Genomic DNA, 18,697 nt, shown 5'->3' with positions numbered 1-18,697 from the left:
TACGTCAAAACTTGCAGGTTTGCCCGACACGAAAGAAGTTTGTGACATGGAAGGTTCGGGTAAGTTGTATTACGGTATCAAAGAAGTGGCCGAGAAGTTTGGCATCAATGCGTCTAAACTTCGGTATTATGAGAAAGAATTTCCTACCCTCCAGCCGAAAAAAAACCGGGGGGGCGACCGTATCTATACCCAAGCCGACATCGACCATCTAACCGAAATTCTGGATTTAATTGATCGGCAGAAATATACTTTACCCGGCGCCCGCGATTTTCTGAAACAACGGGAAGCTCGTCGGCAGGAAAATGCCCGATACATTCATAAGCTTCAAAAAATAAAGGCATTTATGGAGCAACTCCGTGCCGATCTCGACAAGCCGCAGGATACAGAAGCTGAGAAACTCTCTGAAAATTAGTTTTTAAACGCGGTTGTTGCTATTACTACGTGATGCCCCAGACAGCAAGATGCTGTCTCAGACAATCCCATCGCTCTACTGAGACCTTATTATTCGTCAACTTCCGAAAAGTTTTCATTACGTCTTTTTAAGGTTAGGTAAAATTCGCGGATAACGTCTTTTTAGGGTATACAACCCGTTATCCTAAACCTTTATTGTTATCTGGTTTGCAAACGATTGTGCTTTTAAGCCAATACGTTTGCCGGATGGTTATTCCTAAATCGTATGAACCTCAATCTGAAAGCGCAGGCCAATAACACGTTCGATGCCATTGTGGTTGGTTCGGGCGTGAGTGGCGGATGGGCCGCTAAAGAACTCACCGAAAAAGGGCTACGTGTTTTAATGCTCGAACGGGGCCGAAATCTCGAACACATTACTGGCTACGACACCACCCTGAAAGCACCCTGGGAATTCGAGCATCGCGGCAAAACCGTTCTATCGACCGATAAAGAACCTACTACGTTCCGAGTTCGCCCGAACAACGAGCAGAATGGCCATTTTCTGTTAAACGACCGCGATGCGCCCTATAAAGAGGTTCAACCGTTTATGTGGTATCGGCCCGATGTATTGGGTGGTAAATCCATTATGTGGGGCCGCCAGAGTTATCGGTTTAGTGAGATGGATTTTGAGGCCAATGCCCGCGACGGTTTCGGTACCGACTGGCCGATACGTTACAAAGATATGGCGCCCTGGTATAGTTACGTCGAACGGTTTGCCGGGATTTCGGGCAACAAAGAAGGGCTGGCGCAATTGCCCGACAGTGAGTTTTTGCCGCCAATGGATTTGAATTGCGTGGAACAACACGTTCGGGAACAGTTGAAAACCAAAATGAATCGCGTGCTGACCATTGGCCGAACGGCAAATCTGTCGAAAGCGAACCCGGTTCATACGGCCCTGGGAAGGTCGGCTTGTCAGTACCGGAATAAATGTCATCAGGGTTGTCCGTATGGCGGCTATTTCAGTACGTTGGCTACTACGTTACCAGCGGCTCGTAAAACCAATCGGCTCACCGTTCGGACGGATAGTATTGTGTCGGAGCTGTTGTATGATGAGAAAACAAAACGGGCAACAGGCGTTCGGGTTATTGATTCCAAAACGCATCAGACTACGGAATACTACGCCCGGATTATTTTCCTGAACGCGTCGGCAATGGCTACGAATTTCATTCTGATGAACTCGATTTCGAATCGGTTTCCGACGGGTTTTGGCAATGATAGCGGTACGTTGGGTAAGTATATTATGGACCACCATTTTCAGGCTGGAGCCAATGCGCAAGCCGATGGAATGGGGTTCGACGATAAATATTACTACGGTCGACGGGCCAATGGCATTTATATTCCCCGCTATCGAAATATCGGCAACGACAAGCGAGAGTATCTGCGCGGCTTTGGTTATCAGGGCGGTGCGTCGCGGTCGGGTTGGCAACGGCTCATTGCCGAAGCTGGTTTTGGTGCTGAATTTAAAGAAAAAGCGACCCAGCCCGGCCCCTGGAATATGGGCATTATGGGTTTCGCGGAATGCCTGCCCTACGAAGATAACAAAGTCACTCTCAACCGGGAACGACGTGATAAATGGGGCTTACCTACATTGACATTCGACGTAAAATTCCGCGAAAACGAGCATCTTATGCAGAAGGATATGATGAACGATGCCGCCGAAATGCTCGAAGCTGCCGGATTAAAAAATATCAGTACGTATAACAACAACTCGATTCCGGGTATGGCTGTACATGAAACGGGTGGCGTGCGGATGGGCCGCGATCCGAAAACGTCTATGCTCAACGCCTACAACCAGCTCTGGACAGCTAAAAACGTATTTGTGACGGACGGAGCTTCGTTTGCATCGGTAGCCTGTCAGAATCCATCGCTTACGTTTATGGCACTTACGGCACGAGCTGCCAATTTTGCGGTGAGCGAACTGAAACGCCAGAATTTATAAGACACTCCTTTGGAATTCAGGGAAGTGACTGTTTCGTGTCACTTCCCTGAATCAAAACCGCATTTACAACGCTTTCATGAATGCAACCAACGCTTTTTTTTCAACGGCGGAGAGATTCAGTTTATCTTCAGGAAGCGTCTGATTGTCGAGGCCGAAACCTAAGCCGTTTCCACCGCCTTTATCGTAAAAATCGACCACCTGTTCTAACGTAGCGTATACGCCATTGTGCATGTATGGTGCGGTATAAGCAATGTTACGTATCGTCGGCGTCTTGAACGCATATTTCAATACGTCGAGTTTTGTGTGAACGTAACGCCCCATATCCGGGTCAATACGTTGCCCAACAGATGTAGCGGGCGTACCGATTACTTCTGATTCGGTATCCCGGTAGTTTGGCGGTACGGTTCCATTGAACAGCGGCACAAAATGGCAAATACCGCATTTAGCCTTCCCCATAAACAGGTTGAAACCATGAATCTCTTCGGCCGACAACGCTGTTTTTTTACCCCGCATATACTTATCGAAACGAGAGTCAAGCGAAACTAATGTGCGTTCGTAAGCTGCCAGTGCATTCTGAAGATGAATTGGTTCTACAGTTCCTTCATAGAGTGGAAACGCTTTTTTAACGAGTGCTACGTAGTCATCATTTTGCTGTATTTTTTTGGCCGCATTTGCCAGCGAACCATGCATCTCATCGGTATTATGAATCACATCGAACGACTGGTCTTCTAACGAGGCACTACGTAAATCATAAAAATGACCAGCCTGAAGTGCTACGTTGAGTAAAGTGGGCGTGTTACGTCCAATGGATTTCTGTCCGTTCAGGGTTACATTTCTGGGCATTCCGTCGGTAAACGCTTTATCGGCCTGATGGCATCCAGCACACGAACGTGCTCCATTACTTGACAGAATCGGATCATTGAAAAGTCGTTTACCAAGTTCGATTTTCGCCTTATTCATCCGAGCATCTACCGTCGACGCATAGGCATCCGGATCGAACACGTTGGCGGCAAAGAGCGTTTCGGCGTCAGAACGCAACGGCCGCTTCTCATCAAATACCTGAATACCAAGCCGTTTTTGATACGTTAGCAAACCAGCCGAAATTGGGTTAGCGTAGTTTATGATAAAAAAAGCCCGGTCGAACGTATCGAAAGCTGCGTTTTTTTTCAGATACGTTTCGGCTTCACGTAGCAGTTTTACCAGCGCTGCCGATTCGGGTTCGGTAGTTTCATAGGGCATTAGATAACTACATATCGAGGTCAGCACTTCAGCCGCTTCGGGCATAGCGTTCTGGCAAAGTGGCGTATCGAAGCCACTAATTCCGAGCGACAACACACGAAAAATCGCTAGTCGGAGAGCATCAAATACATGCGCATCGGTTAGTTCGGTTGCTTCCCAAAGCGTATGATACCGTTTTAGTTCATGGCTCAATCGACGCACTTCATCGACCAGAGCCGACCGTTGGGTTTTGTCGAAGGTGGGGTACAGATATTCTTCGATCACCTGCAATCCTTCGGGTTGAAACTGTTTCGTTTCTTCCACTTCTATTTCGGGCAATGGTGGCCCGTTGACAAGCCGTGTAGTAGCCGAAAAAAAGTACTCGGCCATTGGTTCGATACGCTTATAAGCCAGTCGACAGGACACAAACGTCCGTTGTAACGAATCGGTAGACGAGCTGGTACTTGCCAAAACCACTAGCTTATCAACCTCTTCGATAAGCTGACTTACATTGTGGTGAAATTGCTGTTTATTCTGTTCGACCGGCAACAAAACAGGTTGATTTAGCCGACTGATCATACTGACCAATCCGACCAGTAAACCCGTGGTTATTAGGATAAAAAGAAATAAACGAACAGGGTGCTGTGTCATAGCAAAATAAAGCAATACCCAGCTTCACAAACGAAAGAAATCGTCTGTGAAGCTGGGAGGATTGTAAGCTGGAAAAGATTAGCGAGCGATACCTCGCACAATGACAGTCTGGCCACCTTCGGCAAACGAACCGGTGTTACCGTCGGTAATACTCACCGCTTTCGACACATCACTACCGTCGGCGTTGCTGTATTTCATATCGCGCCAGGTATGCGGATGTAGATTGACCATGAACGTATTCGGAACGCCCACAATATCCGAGATGTCGAGCATTGCGCCATACTCCCACGAACTCAGCAGTTGCGTATTGGTTGTGTTGTATTTTGAATTGAACGTAGCTTCAGTACGACGGTGGTTCAGCTCCAGCATGGCCTTATTTTCGCCCGTTGCCATGTTGTATTGCCAGATACGTCCGTCGTGTTTATTGTCGAGATAAAACGAGTCACCGTCTTCCTGAATGTAAACGTAGTTGTCGGTAACACAAAGATTATCAGGATTTACGATTGAATTACCCGGATTCACCTCACCGTCGATAACAGGCGTCAGTTTGCCCACCAGCGGATTGCTGGCATCGAGAACCAGCTTATAAACCCGGCCCCACATGGTTTTTCCAGCAACAGGCGTTTTTTTATCGGCCTGACTTACGCCAGTAGCTGTGAAATACAATTCGCGCCCTCGGCCATTGCCGCCTTTACGATAATCAATGTCTTCAACCCGGGCAAATTGAATGGCTTTTTTGGTTACCGACTGATCGGCAATTTGTGCTCCCGTTGAGGCTTTCGCATTGTCTACTTCAACAAACTCTACGTCGTAGGTTTGTCCTACTTTCATGTTTGTTTCAACCGGGTCCTGACTCTTCGCTCGTAGGAAATAAAGTTTGCCATTCGAGAGATCGCCTACTGTATTCGATACATAAGCTAGTAGTTGTCCATTACTATCGTCTTCGCCAATGATAATAACCGACTTGCCGGGGAAGGCATCTTTAGGAAGCGGCACGGCATTTTCCATCGATGCTTTCCCTAAAGCAGGAAGTACCCGATCCTTATTCTTTTTTTCGGCGGCACCCGTTGGGTTGATGGCGTGCACCATCGATTCGGCTCCACTTTCGCCCGCTGTCAGAAAAACCGGACCAAAGCCATGTTCTTCGGGCGTAGCCAACGTAGCAGAACAAAGTCGCCACGTACCGCCGTCATAATCTACTACGTATTCTCCTTTTACGGGCTTAAACGTTTTATCGAGCGTTACGCGCGATACCGAACGCATGAACTCATGGTTGGTAATAAAGACATAACCATCGCCCGTCGGATTTTTCATCAGCCCAGCACCGTCGGGTTGCCCACCATACACAAAATTCGGCGACTGTTCGAGCTTATCGTCAGAACTAATCAGGGGCATAATTTCCAGATTACTGAAGCCATCGAGCGCTTTAACCAGAGACGGATTTGTTGAATGTGCCTTCAGCACAACATCAGTTTGACCAACAGTAGGATTTGTCTGGTCATTACAAGATGCTAGTGCCAGTAGTGCGGTTAGAGCACTGGCAACGTAAAGGTTTTCACGGATAATCATAATTTTCAGTTAGTAGCGGTATTTATTCTGCAAAACAACCGCTTACCCATTACCTGAATATGACCGCTACGTTAACAGACTAATAAGAAGCGATAGCGATATACTGATTATACTGTAATTAGCATGTAACCTATTATACTATTTGTCGTCTATTTTTTACTTAATTGATTAGCCTTTCGTCTCTAAACATACTTTTGTGTCTACCGATTCTCACCATCAAATTGCGCTGACGCTCGTTCCCGGTGTTGGTAGTATTCTCGTTCGTCAACTAATCAGTTATTGTGGCTCCGCTACAGATGTGTTTAAATCACCTTTATCCCGATTGCTGAAAATTCCGGGAATTGGAGAGGTAACAGCCCGATCTATTCTTAAAGCCGCTACGTTAGTCGATGCAGAACGTATTGGCATACAACTCGATAAACTAGGTGCCCGTTCACTTTTCTATACCGAGAAGACCTATCCTAGTCGGCTAAAAACCTTATACGATGCACCAGCGCTTCTATATTTTCGCGGCTCCAGCGACCTGAATATGACTCGTTCACTGGGAGTAGTTGGTACCCGACAAGCCACTGAATATGGTCGACGTATTACCAATGAAATTATTGAAGCACTTGTGCCGTTCAACGTAACCATCATTAGTGGTCTGGCCTATGGTATAGACATTGCTGCGCATAGAGCCAGTTTAATGAACAACTTACCTACGATTGGGATAATGGCCAGTGGCTTAGATATTGTTTATCCAAACGTTCATCAGAAAACAGCGCAGGATATGCTCATTCAGGGAGGTTTGCTAACTGAGAGTCCACCCGGTACAAAACCCGACGCCCATCTGTTCCCAGCTCGAAATCGAATTATTGCAGGCTTAAGCGACGTAGTGATTGTGGTTGAAGCAGCGGCCAAAGGTGGTGCATTAATCACAGCCGAGTACGCCAATAATTATCACCGCGACGTATTTGCCGTTCCGGGTCAATTGACGCAGGCTTTTTCGGCTGGTTGCAACAAACTTATTCGGGAAAACAAAGCCCATATTTACACAAAACCGGGCGATATTGTTGAAGCACTTAATTGGGATAGTTCCGAAAAAAACACAGCAACCGCTAAAAATCAACCGTCTGGAATATTTGTTCTTCCAACAGATATCACGGATGAGGAAACTCAGATTTTATCGCTACTACGTCAGATTACGGATCTTCATATTGATGATTTAAGCTGGAAAAGTCAGATTCCAATGGGCCGTTTGGCCTCCCTCCTGCTCAATCTGGAATTTCGTGGATTTGTACGTTCATTGCCCGGAAAAAAATATGCGGTGGTTTATGTTTAACAATTACAATATGCAAAAAAAGCCGGTGTCTGTTTGAGCACCGGCTTTTACTGTTACATAGAATTGCTACGTTCTTCTCCTATCGTGTTTTCACTTTGGTAGATTTCGATGGTTTCACATCTTCCGGCACAAGTGGAACAATAGGTTCTGTTTCAACTACAGGTTGTGTATTTCTGCTACGTCCTTCCCGGAAAAATACGAACCCTATCAACGCAATCAACAATACGTTGCAAACCAAGTCAATGACATCGCCTGTTCGGGCTAAAGGCGGATCGAAGCGGAACTCGACAGTGTGTTTACCTGCGGGTATACGTAGCGCCCGCAATACGTAGTTGGCACGCAGGTGCGGAGCCGGTTTGCCATCGATGAACGCTTGCCAATCTTCATGACCACGGTAGTAAATTTCAGAAAAAACAGCCAGCCCATCTTTAGTTGCATTAGCTTCATAAATAAGCTTATCGGGGCGGTAACTGGTCATGCGAATTGTACTGCCCGTATGATCGAGTTGAGCAGGCAAGTTTCCCAAGTCAGCCGCATACCGTTTATCGACCACTACCGAATCGCGCGGATTTAAGGTTTTCATAGCCGCCATTTCTGCATCAGCATCAGCAACCTGCTGAATCGAACTGACAAACCAGGCAACTCCTAATGCTTCGGGATTTGGAATAACCACTGGCCCCGCTTCCTGTTGCGGATTATTCGGGTCAGGCTGTCCAGGCTGAAGCACATATTTTGCATTCAGCATATTCAGAATATTCAATGTATTACTTGAGAAGGCATTGGTAACCAGCTCATTGTAACGGCGCAAGCGTGTTGTGTTATATCCGCCAATGGAGCGGTGAAAATAGGAAGCGCGGTTGCTCTCCATAAATGACCCCGTCTGATCGAATACCCTATACCCAAGTGATTTATCCTGACGAATCTGGTCGTCGGCTGGAGTCGGTTCAAAAATGGTCGTCACCTGCGACTTAGGAACAAAATCAGCGTTATTCAGAAAACGTTTATCAACAGCAAACAAATCGAACACCACAATCGCAAACACAACCGGGTAAAAAACCAGTGATTTGATTTTATTCGTAACAAACAAATAAAGCGCTCCTGCCGTCAGCAGAATCAATATTATTGACCGGAAAGCATCCGCCCGCATAATGCTCTGCCGGTCACTGATAAGCGGTGCAACAAAATCTTTAGCCGCTTCACCAAGGCCCGAACGAGCCAGAATATCAACATCGCCCGGTTTCTGGAATGACAGAAATGCACTTCCCATAATTGCCAGCACTAACGCAACGCCTGCCGTTGCGGCAAGGCTAATAAGCAGCGGTTGCCGTAATTGGCTAAACGTTAGCTTCTGATCGACAATAGCCTGAATTCCCATGACAGCCCCAGCCGCTAGAAATAGCTGCGCCAGACAGAGTGCCATTGTCATGGCTCTAAACTTATTTAGATAAGGGAGGTAATCGAACAAAAGCTCATTAAAGAACATGAAGTTTTTGCCCCATGCAAGCATAATCATCAACACGGCAGCCCCTAAAAGCCACCAACGTATTGACCCTCGAATTACGAAAAGTCCCAGCACGAACAGGAACAAAAGTGCAGCTCCAGCATAGGCAGGTCCACCCAGAATTGGCTGATCACCCCAATACGTTGGTGCCCCCATTTCGGCAAATTGTTTCGCTGCGCCAGGGTCGATACCTCGATTTACCAATGCTTTGTAGAATTCGGAATCAGTACCCAGTCCTCCTATTGACCCTCCTCCATATACGTTAGGGATTAATAAGGTCAATGTTTCCGCTTTGCCATAGCTATATAAAAACGCATAGTCCTTATCCAATCCGCCTTTCGATTCGCTACTTGGTGTTTTACCATCGGGGTTTGTTGTTTTAGCGGTCAACTCCGATTTACCCCGGATCGATTCCTTTGTGTATTGATTCAGTACCAGAAGTCGTTTGCCGAAACTTCCGGCTGCCAATGCTCCCGCCACTAGCAACGTAGTAAGGCCTAATGCCAATTGTCGGCCTTTACCTGCACGTATCAACGTTACAGCTTCAATCAATACGTATAAACCGGCCGCCATAAACAGGTAATAAGTAATTTGGATATGATTGGCCCCTAGTTCCATGCATAAAAAGAAACCGGTTAGAGCCGCTCCTAACCAATATCGCCCTCGCAGAGCGAGAATAACGCCAGCCAGCAGACCAGCCCCATAACCAAGAGCAAAAATTTTGGAAACGTGGCCTGCTTCAAGACTAACCACACTAAATGTACCGAAGGCATAAGCAAAAGCGCCAAGTGCTGAAAGCCAGGAATTGCAACCGAGTACGACTAAGAGTACGTACATGCTCAGCATAACCACAAACATAATACTGGCGGTATTTGGCAATATGTTTACCACACCCATAACAGCTTTGTAGACCAGAATATATGGGTAATGGAAGTCAATCATATAACCTGGCATGCCACTAAAAACGGCATCTGTCCAAAGAGGTTTTTCTCCTGATTCCTGGGCAATTTCCCGAATTTCACGGGCTGCAGCCATGGCTTCCTGTACGTCGTGCATCGATAGGGTTTTTCCCGACAGCACAGGTAAAAAATAAACAACAGCTAGAATAAAAAGCCCCAACACAGCAAACAAATGCGGGCGCAGGCGCTGAAAAAAGGTTGGTTGGTTCATAGAAAGTTAATAACAGCGTGCCCAAAGATACGGCTTTGTGCTGAAACGGATAGACTAAGTGAAGGATTGTTAAAAAGGCGGAATCAACATCCAATTTAACCTATTGGAAAACTTCGTTAATACCGTATTGCCAGTAGGTTAACCTGATATGACTGAGCTTGACAGAAGATGCATTTTCTGTACTTTTCCGAGATTTACTCAAAAATCTGTTAGTCTCTATAACTAATTGATTTTACACTTACCTCCATTCTGTTGTCATTATTTTAAAATGACAAGCAGCGATTTATAAAAAAAATCACCTAGACAAAGTACCATTTTTTTTATGTATTTCACTATAATGTCACTCCTCAAAGTTTGCAAAATCAGTTCCCAAAACGAAAAAACGCCCTTTTTATAGTTACCAATAATGGTTTTTATTAAAAATATAGTCTACACGAAAGCTAATATAATATCACATAAATAGTTTCATTTGTTGAATCTATTCAAGGATAAAAAGGACAGGTTTGCGCCAAGTTTTAAATCCATTTTGAAATTCTCCCCCCTTCAAATACCCATTTTATCTACCTACCGCTTAATCAATTTTGCATTTTACCTAGTTACACCCCTCTGGCACTACGTTTTTTTGACAAAAATGAATCAACCCCTCAAAAATTCCAGATAAACACCTAATTATCAATAACTTAAAAAGAATTAAAATAAGATTAACTAACAAATAATCTAATCATCAACACTACAAATCAAAGAAATATCATCTATCAATCTATACGTTTTTTTTAGGCCAACTGTAACCTAGTATTGATGCCATAGTCTAAAATTTCAGAATCTAACCCATAAATGATTTTAAACAGGCATCATGAATACCAAACACAACCTACTCATAGTGGATGAAAATCCCTACGTGGTTGACATCCTTGCGCAAAACCTACGAAAAGATTTTAGTATTACAGTAGCAACTACAGGCCAGGAAGCAGCCCGATTATTAATTCAGGGAAATCGATTTGATTGCGTACTCACCGAACTTAATTTACCTTTTTTCACAGGTATTGAATTAACCAAACTTATCCGCACGAGTCGTTTACTAAACCATCTTCCGGTTGTTATTCTGTCCAATGCTCCCGACAGTAGTACTCGTATCGAATGTCTTGAGCAGGGTGTCGATGATTTTATATCGAAACCATTCAACCCGCTGGAAGTAAAGGCCAAGTTGAACGCATTACTACGTCGGACAGCTACATCTTCAGAAGAGGGTAGCCAAAAGCAACCCATTTCTCTGCAAACGAAATCGGTTAATAAACCGCTTTGGCAACAACGTTCACGTATTCTTTCGATGCTCTTAGGCGACTATTCGCTCTCGCAAAGCGCATAGTATTCTGAGTTAGTTGTTTCCATATCTAACACGATTTTACCAACAGTTACCCGGATACTATCGTCCTGATTCAGGTAAGTAAATGCCGGATGCTCCCGGCTGGCTTTCCTGAATAACAGGAATTTGTAAGTCATTGGTGTTTAGCTAGGCAGTATACGTTGACGCAGCCTATCAATAACTGCTTAGTTAAGCATCAACAATCAGTATCGACGTAATACGTAGTTCCAACGAGCGTATCGGCAACTACAATTCTAACATGACAATGCCTGGGTTATGTGTTTTACTGGTGGTCGAAGATGAATTAATTGCAAACCGAATTTCTACCCTGGTCGGTACGGCCTGTTCAGTAATGCGGTTTAGCAACTCAGCGGAAGCTGAAGCCTGGTTTGTCGAAAGTCCAAGAATAAGTTTAGTGATTGCTGACAAACGCAACGAACATCATATAGTAACGATGGTAAGGAGGAATGTCGATTATGGACTCACTCCAATTTTGATTACCTGTCGTTCTAAAGAAACCCAAATACCCAAAACGACAATCATGGATGGAGTTACAGATATGCTGGTTATTAACGAAGATAATTACGCAATACAATCGAAGATAAGTTACTATTTAAAGTTGACCAATCGAATGCAGGCTTATGGAGCCAACAATTATATCTATACGGTCAACCGTTTTCGCCTACCCTGGTGGAAGCGGACAATCGATATTCTTGTTTCCTTCCTAATTCTACTTATTCTATCACCAGTATTACTGCTTGTTGCTATTTTAATCAAGCTGGATTCAAGAGGCCCTGTATTTTATAAATCGAAGCGAGCCGGTGCCAACTACTACGTATTTAATATGTATAAGTTCCGGACAATGAGTGCCTCTGCCGATAAGCTTATTAGCAATATGGCATCACATAATATCTATGCCACCGAAGAAAAGGTAGCTCCAATTCATCAAACTAACGAATTTTTATGCAGCGCCTGTCGGGCTCAGGGTGTATCCTGCCAGAGTCTGCTTTTTGATAAAGAACAGCCCATCTGTGAGAAACAATATTTATTAGACAATGAAAAGTCGGCAAAGTTCATGAAATTCAGAAATGACCCACGTATCACTCGTTTGGGTACATTTTTACGGAATAGCAGCATCGATGAACTACCGCAATTACTGAATATTTTACTGGGCGACATGTCGCTGGTTGGGAACAGACCTTTACCACTTTATGAAGCCGAGAAACTTACGTCGGATGAATTTGCCCGCCGTTTTGCTGGCCCGGCCGGACTTACGGGCTTATGGCAGGTGAAAAAACGGGCAAAAGGACAAACGGCCATGTCGGATCGGGAACGGACATTCCTCGACATTGAATATGCCAATACGTTCTCATTCAAGACGGATATCTATATAATGTGGCGAACGCTTTTCAGCTTATGGCAAAAGGAGAACGTATAAGCCGCAGCGGGATTCCGGGTCTGGTATCTATAATTACGATAAATTATAATCAGGCTGAAATAACCCGTCAGTTTCTAGAATCGACAAAGCAATTGTCGTATCCGAGCTACGAGATTATTATTGTTGATAATGCCTCTACGGAAGCGCTTAGCACCCGTATCGATTTAAGCCAGTATGAACATGTCCGGTTGCTACGTAGTGAAACCAATCTGGGGTTTACTGGTGGTAACAATCTGGGGATGAGCGAGGCTCGGGGCGAATACTTTTTTATTGTAAATAACGATACAGAAGTACCTCCCACTCTGCTTGATGAGCTTCTGAAACCGTTCGCCGATAATGAGCAAATTGGCGTTACGTGCCCTAAGATCAAGTTTTTCGATAGTCCTGAAGTATTGCAGTTCGCGGGTTATAATGCAATGAATATGCTTACCGGCACGGCAACCGCAATTGGCTATAATCAGCACGACGAAGGACAGTATGACCAGCCCCATCAGACGTACTTTGCGCATGGTTGCGCCATGATGATACGTCGGTCGGTGGTGGAAAAAGTGGGGCGGTTTGCCGAACGTTTTTTTCTCTATTACGAAGAACTCGACTGGTCGCAACGTATTCGAAATGCAGGCTACCTGATTTATTATCAACCAACTGCATCTATTCTCCATAAAGAATCTGCATCGGTTGGACAACATAGCACCCTAAAAACGTATTATCTGACACGTAACCGGATTTTGTTTATGCGACGCCATTGCTCGCGTTTTCAGCGGTTAGCCTTTTATTCGTTCTTCACCTTATGTGTATTTCCCAAGCACATGATTTCGTATCTTGTGAAAGGAAAACTTAAACACGCCAACGCCTTTATTCAAGGTACGCTCTGGAATCTCCGATCCACCAGTGTATCGCCAGTCTAGTCTATTAAGCACCTCTATAATGACGCTTTTCTATCATCTGGCCGGGTGGGCCTTTTTCCTCCTTGCCTTCATGGTTTTCTATACCTATCTGGGGTATGGTCTTGTAGCCTGGATACTGGTTAAACTACGAGGTAAACGAGACAGCACTCCAACCCGTACTACTTTTCAAACCACACCGCCCGACGTAACAATGATTGTGCCCGCCTATAACGAGCGCGATTACCTCCCAGCAAAACTGCAAAACTGTTTGGATCAGGATTACCCTTCTGAGCATCTTCATTTTCTTTTTGTTATTGAAGGCTCTACCGACGATTCGGCCGCATATCTAGCGCAACGTCAGGGAGATATCCCAAACCTAACCATCATTTCGGGCACTCAGCGATTGGGCAAAATAGTGGCGATGAACCGTGCCATGCAGCAGGTTTCAACCCCTATTACCGTTTTTACGGATGCGAATACACAGTTGAACCGGGAAGCGGTTAGCCGAATTGTGAAACGATTTGAACCAACCGATATTGGTGCCGTAACGGGCGAAAAGCGAATTAGTCTGGAAGGAACAGAAGCAGCCGCAGGTAGTGGCGAAGGACTTTACTGGCGTTATGAGTCATTTCTGAAAAAGCTGGATGCGCAACTTCACACAATTGTTGGCGCTGCCGGTGAGTTGTTTGCGATACGTACCAACTTATATGAACCGGTTGAAACCGATACGTTGCTGGATGACTTTATGATTTCGCTACGTATCGCCGGTCGGGGTTACCGTGTGGATTATGCACCCGATGCGTATGCGCTTGAGCGTCCTTCTCATTCCGTGAGCGAGGAAATGAAACGTAAAATCAGGATTGCTACCGGAGGATTCCAATCGATACATCGGCTGGCTTACCTGCTAAATGTAGTAAAGTACGGCTGGCTTAGCTTTCAATACGTATCACACCGCGTACTACGTTGGGCCGTTACTCCTTTCTGCCTGCCCCTGCTCTTCCTAATCAATCTGATTATGCTTACACAGCCTAACGAACCAGACAGTTTTCTAACGTCTATCTTTTGGTGGACATTGATGATGGGGCAACTCGTTTTCTACATTGCGGCCTTTGTTGGCTACGTATTGGAAAATCGGCAAACACGTTTTAAACTTACCTTTGTTCCATTCTACTTTGTATTTATGAATTGGTGCGTTCTGGCAGGTTTTGTTCGATACCGGAACGGGAATCTGTCGGGAGTCTGGGAGAAAGCAAAACGAGCCGCTTAATGATAACAGCCAGTGGTTGGGCAAATTAAAATTAAAGCAATCACCTGCATTTATCTATTTCTTATTTTATTAACTTCAAGTCACCTATTTCGTTACGTTTGTTATGCTTCAGGTAGACCATCCCGTTTCCTTTACCGAACAGTGGCGCGATAAGCCTTGGTTCTTTACGGTACTGGGCGTGCTATTGGCTTTACTGGCTGGCTGGCTAATTGGGGCTTGGGGGATATTAGGCGCGTTGGCCACAGTAGGGTTACCGGTTGGACTCATTGTTGTAATTGGCGTTTTAATTGAGCCACGCATCGGGCTGTACATTTACCTTCACCTTAGCTTTATCATCGGCTTCACTCGGTTTATGCCACCTAGCCTGTCGCCGGGTCTGGCGCTCGATGGAATTCTGGTATTGACGCTACTCAGTACGTTCCTGAACGGGAAACGGATGAACTGGAAACGGCTCCGCGAACCGATATTCTGGCTCATAATTGTTTGGTTTTCATTCAACATTCTGGAATATTTCAACCCAGAGCACCCCCACCCTACAGCCTGGTTTTATCACGCTCGTTCGTTTTCGCTGAGCTGGTTTGTGATTGCGATTATCATGCTGGTGAATCCAATAACGAAATCAGATATTCGGCTGTTCTGTGGCACTTGGCTTGTCTGGTCATTTTTTGGTGCGCTATGGGGATTTAAACAACAGTACATCGGGCTCGAATCGGCCGAACTCCGATGGCTTGCCGAAGGAGCTGATCGGCAACATATTTTATGGGGACAGCTTCGCAGCTTCTCGTTTTATTCCGACGCTGGTCAGTTTGGCTCCGAAATGGCTGGCGTGACACTCCTTGCTATTATTTTCTTTTTCGAAACGAAATCCTGGCTGAACAAAGCCATTTATATTGTACTTGCGGCTATTCTTTTCTGGGGATTTGCCCTTTCTGGTACACGGGGAGCCCTTTTCGTTATTATCGCCGGGTATCCATTTTATCTGGTGTTGAAACGAAACCCAGTGCATATTTTGCGCGGAATTGCCGTTGTAATACCCTTTCTGGCCATATTGATGTTTACCAATATTGGTAATTCCAATTACCAGATTTTTCGGATTCGTACTGCGTTACGACCAACCGAAGATGCTTCGTTTCAGGTTCGCTTGGATAACCAACAAAAACTCCGCAACTACCTGAAAGACAAGCCATTTGGTGCCGGCATTGGTACATCATCGGGGGCGGGACAGCGTTTTTCACCGAACCATTTCGCGTCTCAGATTCCTACTGATAGCTGGTACGTTCAGATATGGATTGAGACGGGAATTGTTGGACTGACTATCTATTTGATTTATCTGGCCAGTATAATGCTACTCGGAACGTATAAAGTCTGGCAACTGAAAGATCCCTGGATTTCTGTTATGATGATTGCGCTTCTGGCTGAGTTCGCAGGCATTTGTGTGGTAAGTTATACGAACCCAATATTAGGGCAGTTTCCGACCAGTACGCTGCTTTTTATTACGTCTATTTTGTTTACAACCTGCGAACGCTGGGACACCCAAAAGCAAGCGGCATGAGAATTGGCATTGAAGCACAGCGACTCCTACGACCTCATCGGCATGGAATGGATATTGTGGCTCTGGAAACCATTCGGGCTCTGGTCGATTTTCCGGAACACGAATTTGTGGTTTTCGTAAAACCCGACACCAATCGAGATGGAATTCCAAACGTAGCAAATATTCAGGTTGTTGAGCTGGATGGCGGCCCATATCCCGTTTGGGAACAATACGCATTACCCAAGGCGGTAAAACAATATGGTGTCGATTTGTTACACTGCACGGCCAATACCGCTCCGTTACGTTGCTCGGTTCCGGTAGTGCTGACTCTTCATGATATTATTTTTCTGGAAAATCAACCCTTGCTACGTGGAAGCTGGTACCAACGATTTGGTAATCAGTATCGACGCTGGAACGTACCGCGAGTTGTTAAAACCAGCCAACGGATCATTACAGTATCTAATTTCGAGCGTCAACGTATCATCGACCATATGCACCTCGATCCGGCTCAGGTAGTGGCCATCTGGAATGCCGTTAGCAAACAGTTTCGGGTAATCGATGACGAAGTACAACTGGCCAGCGTTCGTAAACAATACAACCTTCCTGACGAATTTATCTTTTTTCTGGGCAATACTGATCCCAAAAAAAATGTGGGAGGTGTCCTGAAATCACTTTTACTGCTTAAACAACGGGGCCAGCTTTCGCTACCCATCGTTATTTCTAATTTACCGGCAGCCTCGCTCAATGAATTACTGACGGAAATTGGTGGTCAGTCATTAGCCAACGACATTGTTTTGTGCGGCTACATTCCGAACAACATATTGCCGCTGGTTTATAATGCAGCCACTGTTTTTCTGTGCCCCTCACTACGTGAAAGTTTTGGCTTACCCATTCTTGAAGCGATGGCCTGTGGCATTCCGGTTTTAACCTCTACTACGTCGTCGATGCCTGAAGTAGCCGGTGATGCAGCTCTATTGGCCGATCCGACATCGCCAGAAGATATGGCAACTCAGCTACAAAAACTCCTCACCGACGAAACGCTACGTGCCGATTTACGCGAGAAGGGACTAAAACGAGCCGATTTATTTTCGTGGCATGCAACAGCCAACCACTTACTCGACGTATATACAGAGTCGTTGCACTAGTTGCAGCGCGAATCAGTTTCTGTCTATAATTGACGTTTTACTTTCTGCATGAACGATTTCGACAGTATAATTTGTGTTGGTCAGACCACCTGGGAGGGTGATTATCAGAAAGCTGTGGTGCAACTGATGAGTGAATTAGCCGCGCGCCACCGAGTGCTTTACGTCGATTATCAATATACTCTGAAAGACTGGGCTATGGGTATTGCAGGTCGTCAACCTGTACCTATTAAGGCACCAATACGGCTGACAAACCCATTAGTCAAAAAAACGCTCGAAGGTGGTAACGAGGCCTATGTGTGGGCTCCTCCGCTGATGCTTCCGGTTAACTGGTTACCGAATAAGCCGCATGATACTCTACTTCGCCAAAACGTCGGGCGGATGGTGAGGGGTCTTCGGCGGGTGATGCGCCAGTTGAACATGAAAAGGCCGCTGATTATTAACGCCTTCAATCCAGTTTTTGGCTTACCTATGCTGGGGAAACTCAACGAGTGCGCTACCGTTTATTACTGCTTCGATGAAATAACAGCCGCCAGTTGGATCAGTCGTCATGGGCATCGCTATGAATCGCTTTATCTGCCTCGTGTCGATGCTGTTATTACTACGTCGGAAGCGCTACGTCGCTCTAAGTCTGTGTTGCAGCCGAATGCGTATTGCGTAAAAAACGGAGTAAATTTCGACTTGTTCAATCAGGCCTATCATCTTTCCAAACAGGAAACGCCTACAAAACCCGTTGTCGGTTACCTTGGTACTGCCGACAATCGGATCGATCTGGAACTGGTCGAATTTTGCGTACGAACAATGCCTGACGTGGTTTTCCAGTTCGTTGGCGAGATAAAATCGGTTAGCTTAAAACAGGTTCTGTCCGCTTATTCAAACGTCGAATTTATTCCACCACATCAACCGGCAGAATTACCTGCTTTGCTGGCCCGTATGCAGGCAGCCATCATTCCGTTCGTATGCAATGAGCATACGTATACGATTTATCCCCTGAAAATCAATGAGTATCTGGCGGCTGGTTTATCAGTTGTGTCAACGCCATTCTCTATTCTCGATGATTTTGATGGCGTTGTTGAACTAGCGGACAATCCAACTGATTTTGCGAAAGCGCTACGTCATGCCTTATCCGATAATAGCCCTGCCAGAATCAATGAACGTATCGAAATGGCTAAGGCGAATTCCTGGGGAAAGCGAGCAGAAGAATTTGAAGCCGTAATCCAGAAAATGTAAGAAGGTCTGATTTAGGCCTT

14 protein-coding genes are annotated in these 18,697 nt (G+C 45.4%); 10 read left to right on the top strand and 4 right to left on the bottom strand.

The genetic code is table 11. The features are described from left to right. Positions 1–19 precede the first annotated feature (19 nt). Together ACYVD4_RS12785 and ACYVD4_RS12780 are read left to right on the top strand one after the other, a co-directional pair. On the top strand, positions 20–412 hold the full coding sequence (locus tag ACYVD4_RS12785) for a MerR family transcriptional regulator (RefSeq protein ID WP_460946112.1): 393 nt from the start codon (positions 20–22) through the stop codon (positions 410–412). A gap of 264 nt (positions 413–676) precedes the next feature. After that, positions 677–2,389, top strand: a complete 1,713-nt coding sequence (locus tag ACYVD4_RS12780; RefSeq protein WP_460946110.1) for a GMC oxidoreductase — start codon at positions 677–679, stop codon at positions 2,387–2,389. 63 nt (positions 2,390–2,452) lie between these two features. Here the strand turns inward: ACYVD4_RS12780 and ACYVD4_RS12775 are convergent, their stop codons facing one another. Then, positions 2,453–4,258, bottom strand: a complete 1,806-nt coding sequence (locus ACYVD4_RS12775; protein ID WP_460946108.1) for a cytochrome-c peroxidase — start codon at positions 4,256–4,258, stop codon at positions 2,453–2,455. Between the two features lie 78 nt (positions 4,259–4,336). After that, positions 4,337–5,827 carry a PhoX family protein gene (locus tag ACYVD4_RS12770; protein ID WP_460946106.1) on the bottom strand — a complete coding sequence of 497 codons (1,491 nt, stop codon included), beginning with the start codon at positions 5,825–5,827 and terminating at the stop codon, positions 4,337–4,339. Positions 5,828–6,023: 196 nt separating this feature from the next. Between ACYVD4_RS12770 and dprA the strand changes: the two genes are divergently transcribed. After that, a complete protein-coding gene (dprA, locus tag ACYVD4_RS12765; protein ID WP_460946104.1) occupies positions 6,024–7,148 on the top strand; it encodes a DNA-processing protein DprA in 1,125 nt (374 codons plus the stop codon). A 79-nt stretch (positions 7,149–7,227) separates the two neighbouring features. Here dprA and ACYVD4_RS12760 read toward each other — a convergent pair whose 3' ends face one another. Then, positions 7,228–9,819 carry a hypothetical protein gene (locus tag ACYVD4_RS12760; RefSeq protein WP_460946102.1) on the bottom strand — a complete coding sequence of 864 codons (2,592 nt, stop codon included), beginning with the start codon at positions 9,817–9,819 and terminating at the stop codon, positions 7,228–7,230. A gap of 853 nt (positions 9,820–10,672) precedes the next feature. On the opposite strand from ACYVD4_RS12760, the gene ACYVD4_RS12755 reads away from it, so the two are divergent. Continuing rightward, on the top strand, positions 10,673–11,185 hold the full coding sequence (locus ACYVD4_RS12755; protein WP_460946100.1) for a response regulator: 513 nt from the start codon (positions 10,673–10,675) through the stop codon (positions 11,183–11,185). On the opposite strand, the gene ACYVD4_RS12750 is transcribed toward ACYVD4_RS12755, so the two are convergent. Further along, the gene (locus tag ACYVD4_RS12750) at positions 11,161–11,319 is read right to left on the bottom strand and encodes a hypothetical protein (RefSeq protein ID WP_460946098.1); all 159 of its coding nucleotides are present in this window, start codon (positions 11,317–11,319) and stop codon (positions 11,161–11,163) included. The genes ACYVD4_RS12755 and ACYVD4_RS12750 overlap by 25 nt on opposite strands. Before the next feature lie 128 nt (positions 11,320–11,447). Between ACYVD4_RS12750 and ACYVD4_RS12745 the strand changes: the two genes are divergently transcribed. The 6 genes from ACYVD4_RS12745 (at position 11,448) to ACYVD4_RS12720 (ending at position 18,677) form a co-directional block, all read left to right on the top strand. Beyond that, positions 11,448–12,620 carry a sugar transferase gene (locus ACYVD4_RS12745; protein WP_460946096.1) on the top strand — a complete coding sequence of 391 codons (1,173 nt, stop codon included), beginning with the start codon at positions 11,448–11,450 and terminating at the stop codon, positions 12,618–12,620. Continuing rightward, on the top strand, positions 12,599–13,528 hold the full coding sequence (locus tag ACYVD4_RS12740; protein ID WP_460946094.1) for a glycosyltransferase family 2 protein: 930 nt from the start codon (positions 12,599–12,601) through the stop codon (positions 13,526–13,528). Before ACYVD4_RS12745 ends, ACYVD4_RS12740 begins: the two co-directional genes overlap by 22 nt. Before the next feature lie 19 nt (positions 13,529–13,547). Next, positions 13,548–14,774: a glycosyltransferase family 2 protein gene (locus ACYVD4_RS12735; RefSeq protein WP_460946092.1), complete on the top strand. Its 1,227-nt coding sequence runs from the start codon at positions 13,548–13,550 to the stop codon at positions 14,772–14,774. 103 nt (positions 14,775–14,877) lie between these two features. Continuing rightward, positions 14,878–16,326, top strand: coding sequence for an O-antigen ligase family protein (locus ACYVD4_RS12730; protein WP_460946090.1), 1,449 nt, complete (start codon positions 14,878–14,880; stop codon positions 16,324–16,326). Then, positions 16,323–17,450, top strand: a complete 1,128-nt coding sequence (locus ACYVD4_RS12725) for a glycosyltransferase family 4 protein (protein WP_460946089.1) — start codon at positions 16,323–16,325, stop codon at positions 17,448–17,450. Before ACYVD4_RS12730 ends, ACYVD4_RS12725 begins: the two co-directional genes overlap by 4 nt. 48 nt (positions 17,451–17,498) lie before the next feature. Next, positions 17,499–18,677 carry a glycosyltransferase gene (locus tag ACYVD4_RS12720; RefSeq protein ID WP_460946087.1) on the top strand — a complete coding sequence of 393 codons (1,179 nt, stop codon included), beginning with the start codon at positions 17,499–17,501 and terminating at the stop codon, positions 18,675–18,677. Positions 18,678–18,697: the final 20 nt, after the last annotated feature.

It is taken from the genome of Spirosoma daeguense (assembly GCF_054776875.1).
This window is presented reverse-complemented; position numbering and strand designations above follow the sequence as displayed.

Coding starts and splice junctions, on each gene's coding strand:
- ACYVD4_RS12760 (WP_460946102.1), bottom strand. CDS start 9,819: ATGAACCAACCAACCTTTTTTCAGCGCCTGCGCCCGCATTTGTTTGCT.
- ACYVD4_RS12775 (WP_460946108.1), bottom strand. CDS start 4,258: ATGACACAGCACCCTGTTCGTTTATTTCTTTTTATCCTAATAACCACG.
- ACYVD4_RS12755 (WP_460946100.1), top strand. CDS start 10,673: ATGAATACCAAACACAACCTACTCATAGTGGATGAAAATCCCTACGTG.
- ACYVD4_RS12745 (WP_460946096.1), top strand. CDS start 11,448: ATGCCTGGGTTATGTGTTTTACTGGTGGTCGAAGATGAATTAATTGCA.
- ACYVD4_RS12720 (WP_460946087.1), top strand. CDS start 17,499: ATGAACGATTTCGACAGTATAATTTGTGTTGGTCAGACCACCTGGGAG.
- ACYVD4_RS12740 (WP_460946094.1), top strand. CDS start 12,599: ATGGCAAAAGGAGAACGTATAAGCCGCAGCGGGATTCCGGGTCTGGTA.
- ACYVD4_RS12750 (WP_460946098.1), bottom strand. CDS start 11,319: ATGACTTACAAATTCCTGTTATTCAGGAAAGCCAGCCGGGAGCATCCG.
- ACYVD4_RS12725 (WP_460946089.1), top strand. CDS start 16,323: ATGAGAATTGGCATTGAAGCACAGCGACTCCTACGACCTCATCGGCAT.
- ACYVD4_RS12735 (WP_460946092.1), top strand. CDS start 13,548: ATGACGCTTTTCTATCATCTGGCCGGGTGGGCCTTTTTCCTCCTTGCC.
- ACYVD4_RS12780 (WP_460946110.1), top strand. CDS start 677: ATGAACCTCAATCTGAAAGCGCAGGCCAATAACACGTTCGATGCCATT.
- ACYVD4_RS12730 (WP_460946090.1), top strand. CDS start 14,878: ATGCTTCAGGTAGACCATCCCGTTTCCTTTACCGAACAGTGGCGCGAT.
- ACYVD4_RS12770 (WP_460946106.1), bottom strand. CDS start 5,827: ATGATTATCCGTGAAAACCTTTACGTTGCCAGTGCTCTAACCGCACTA.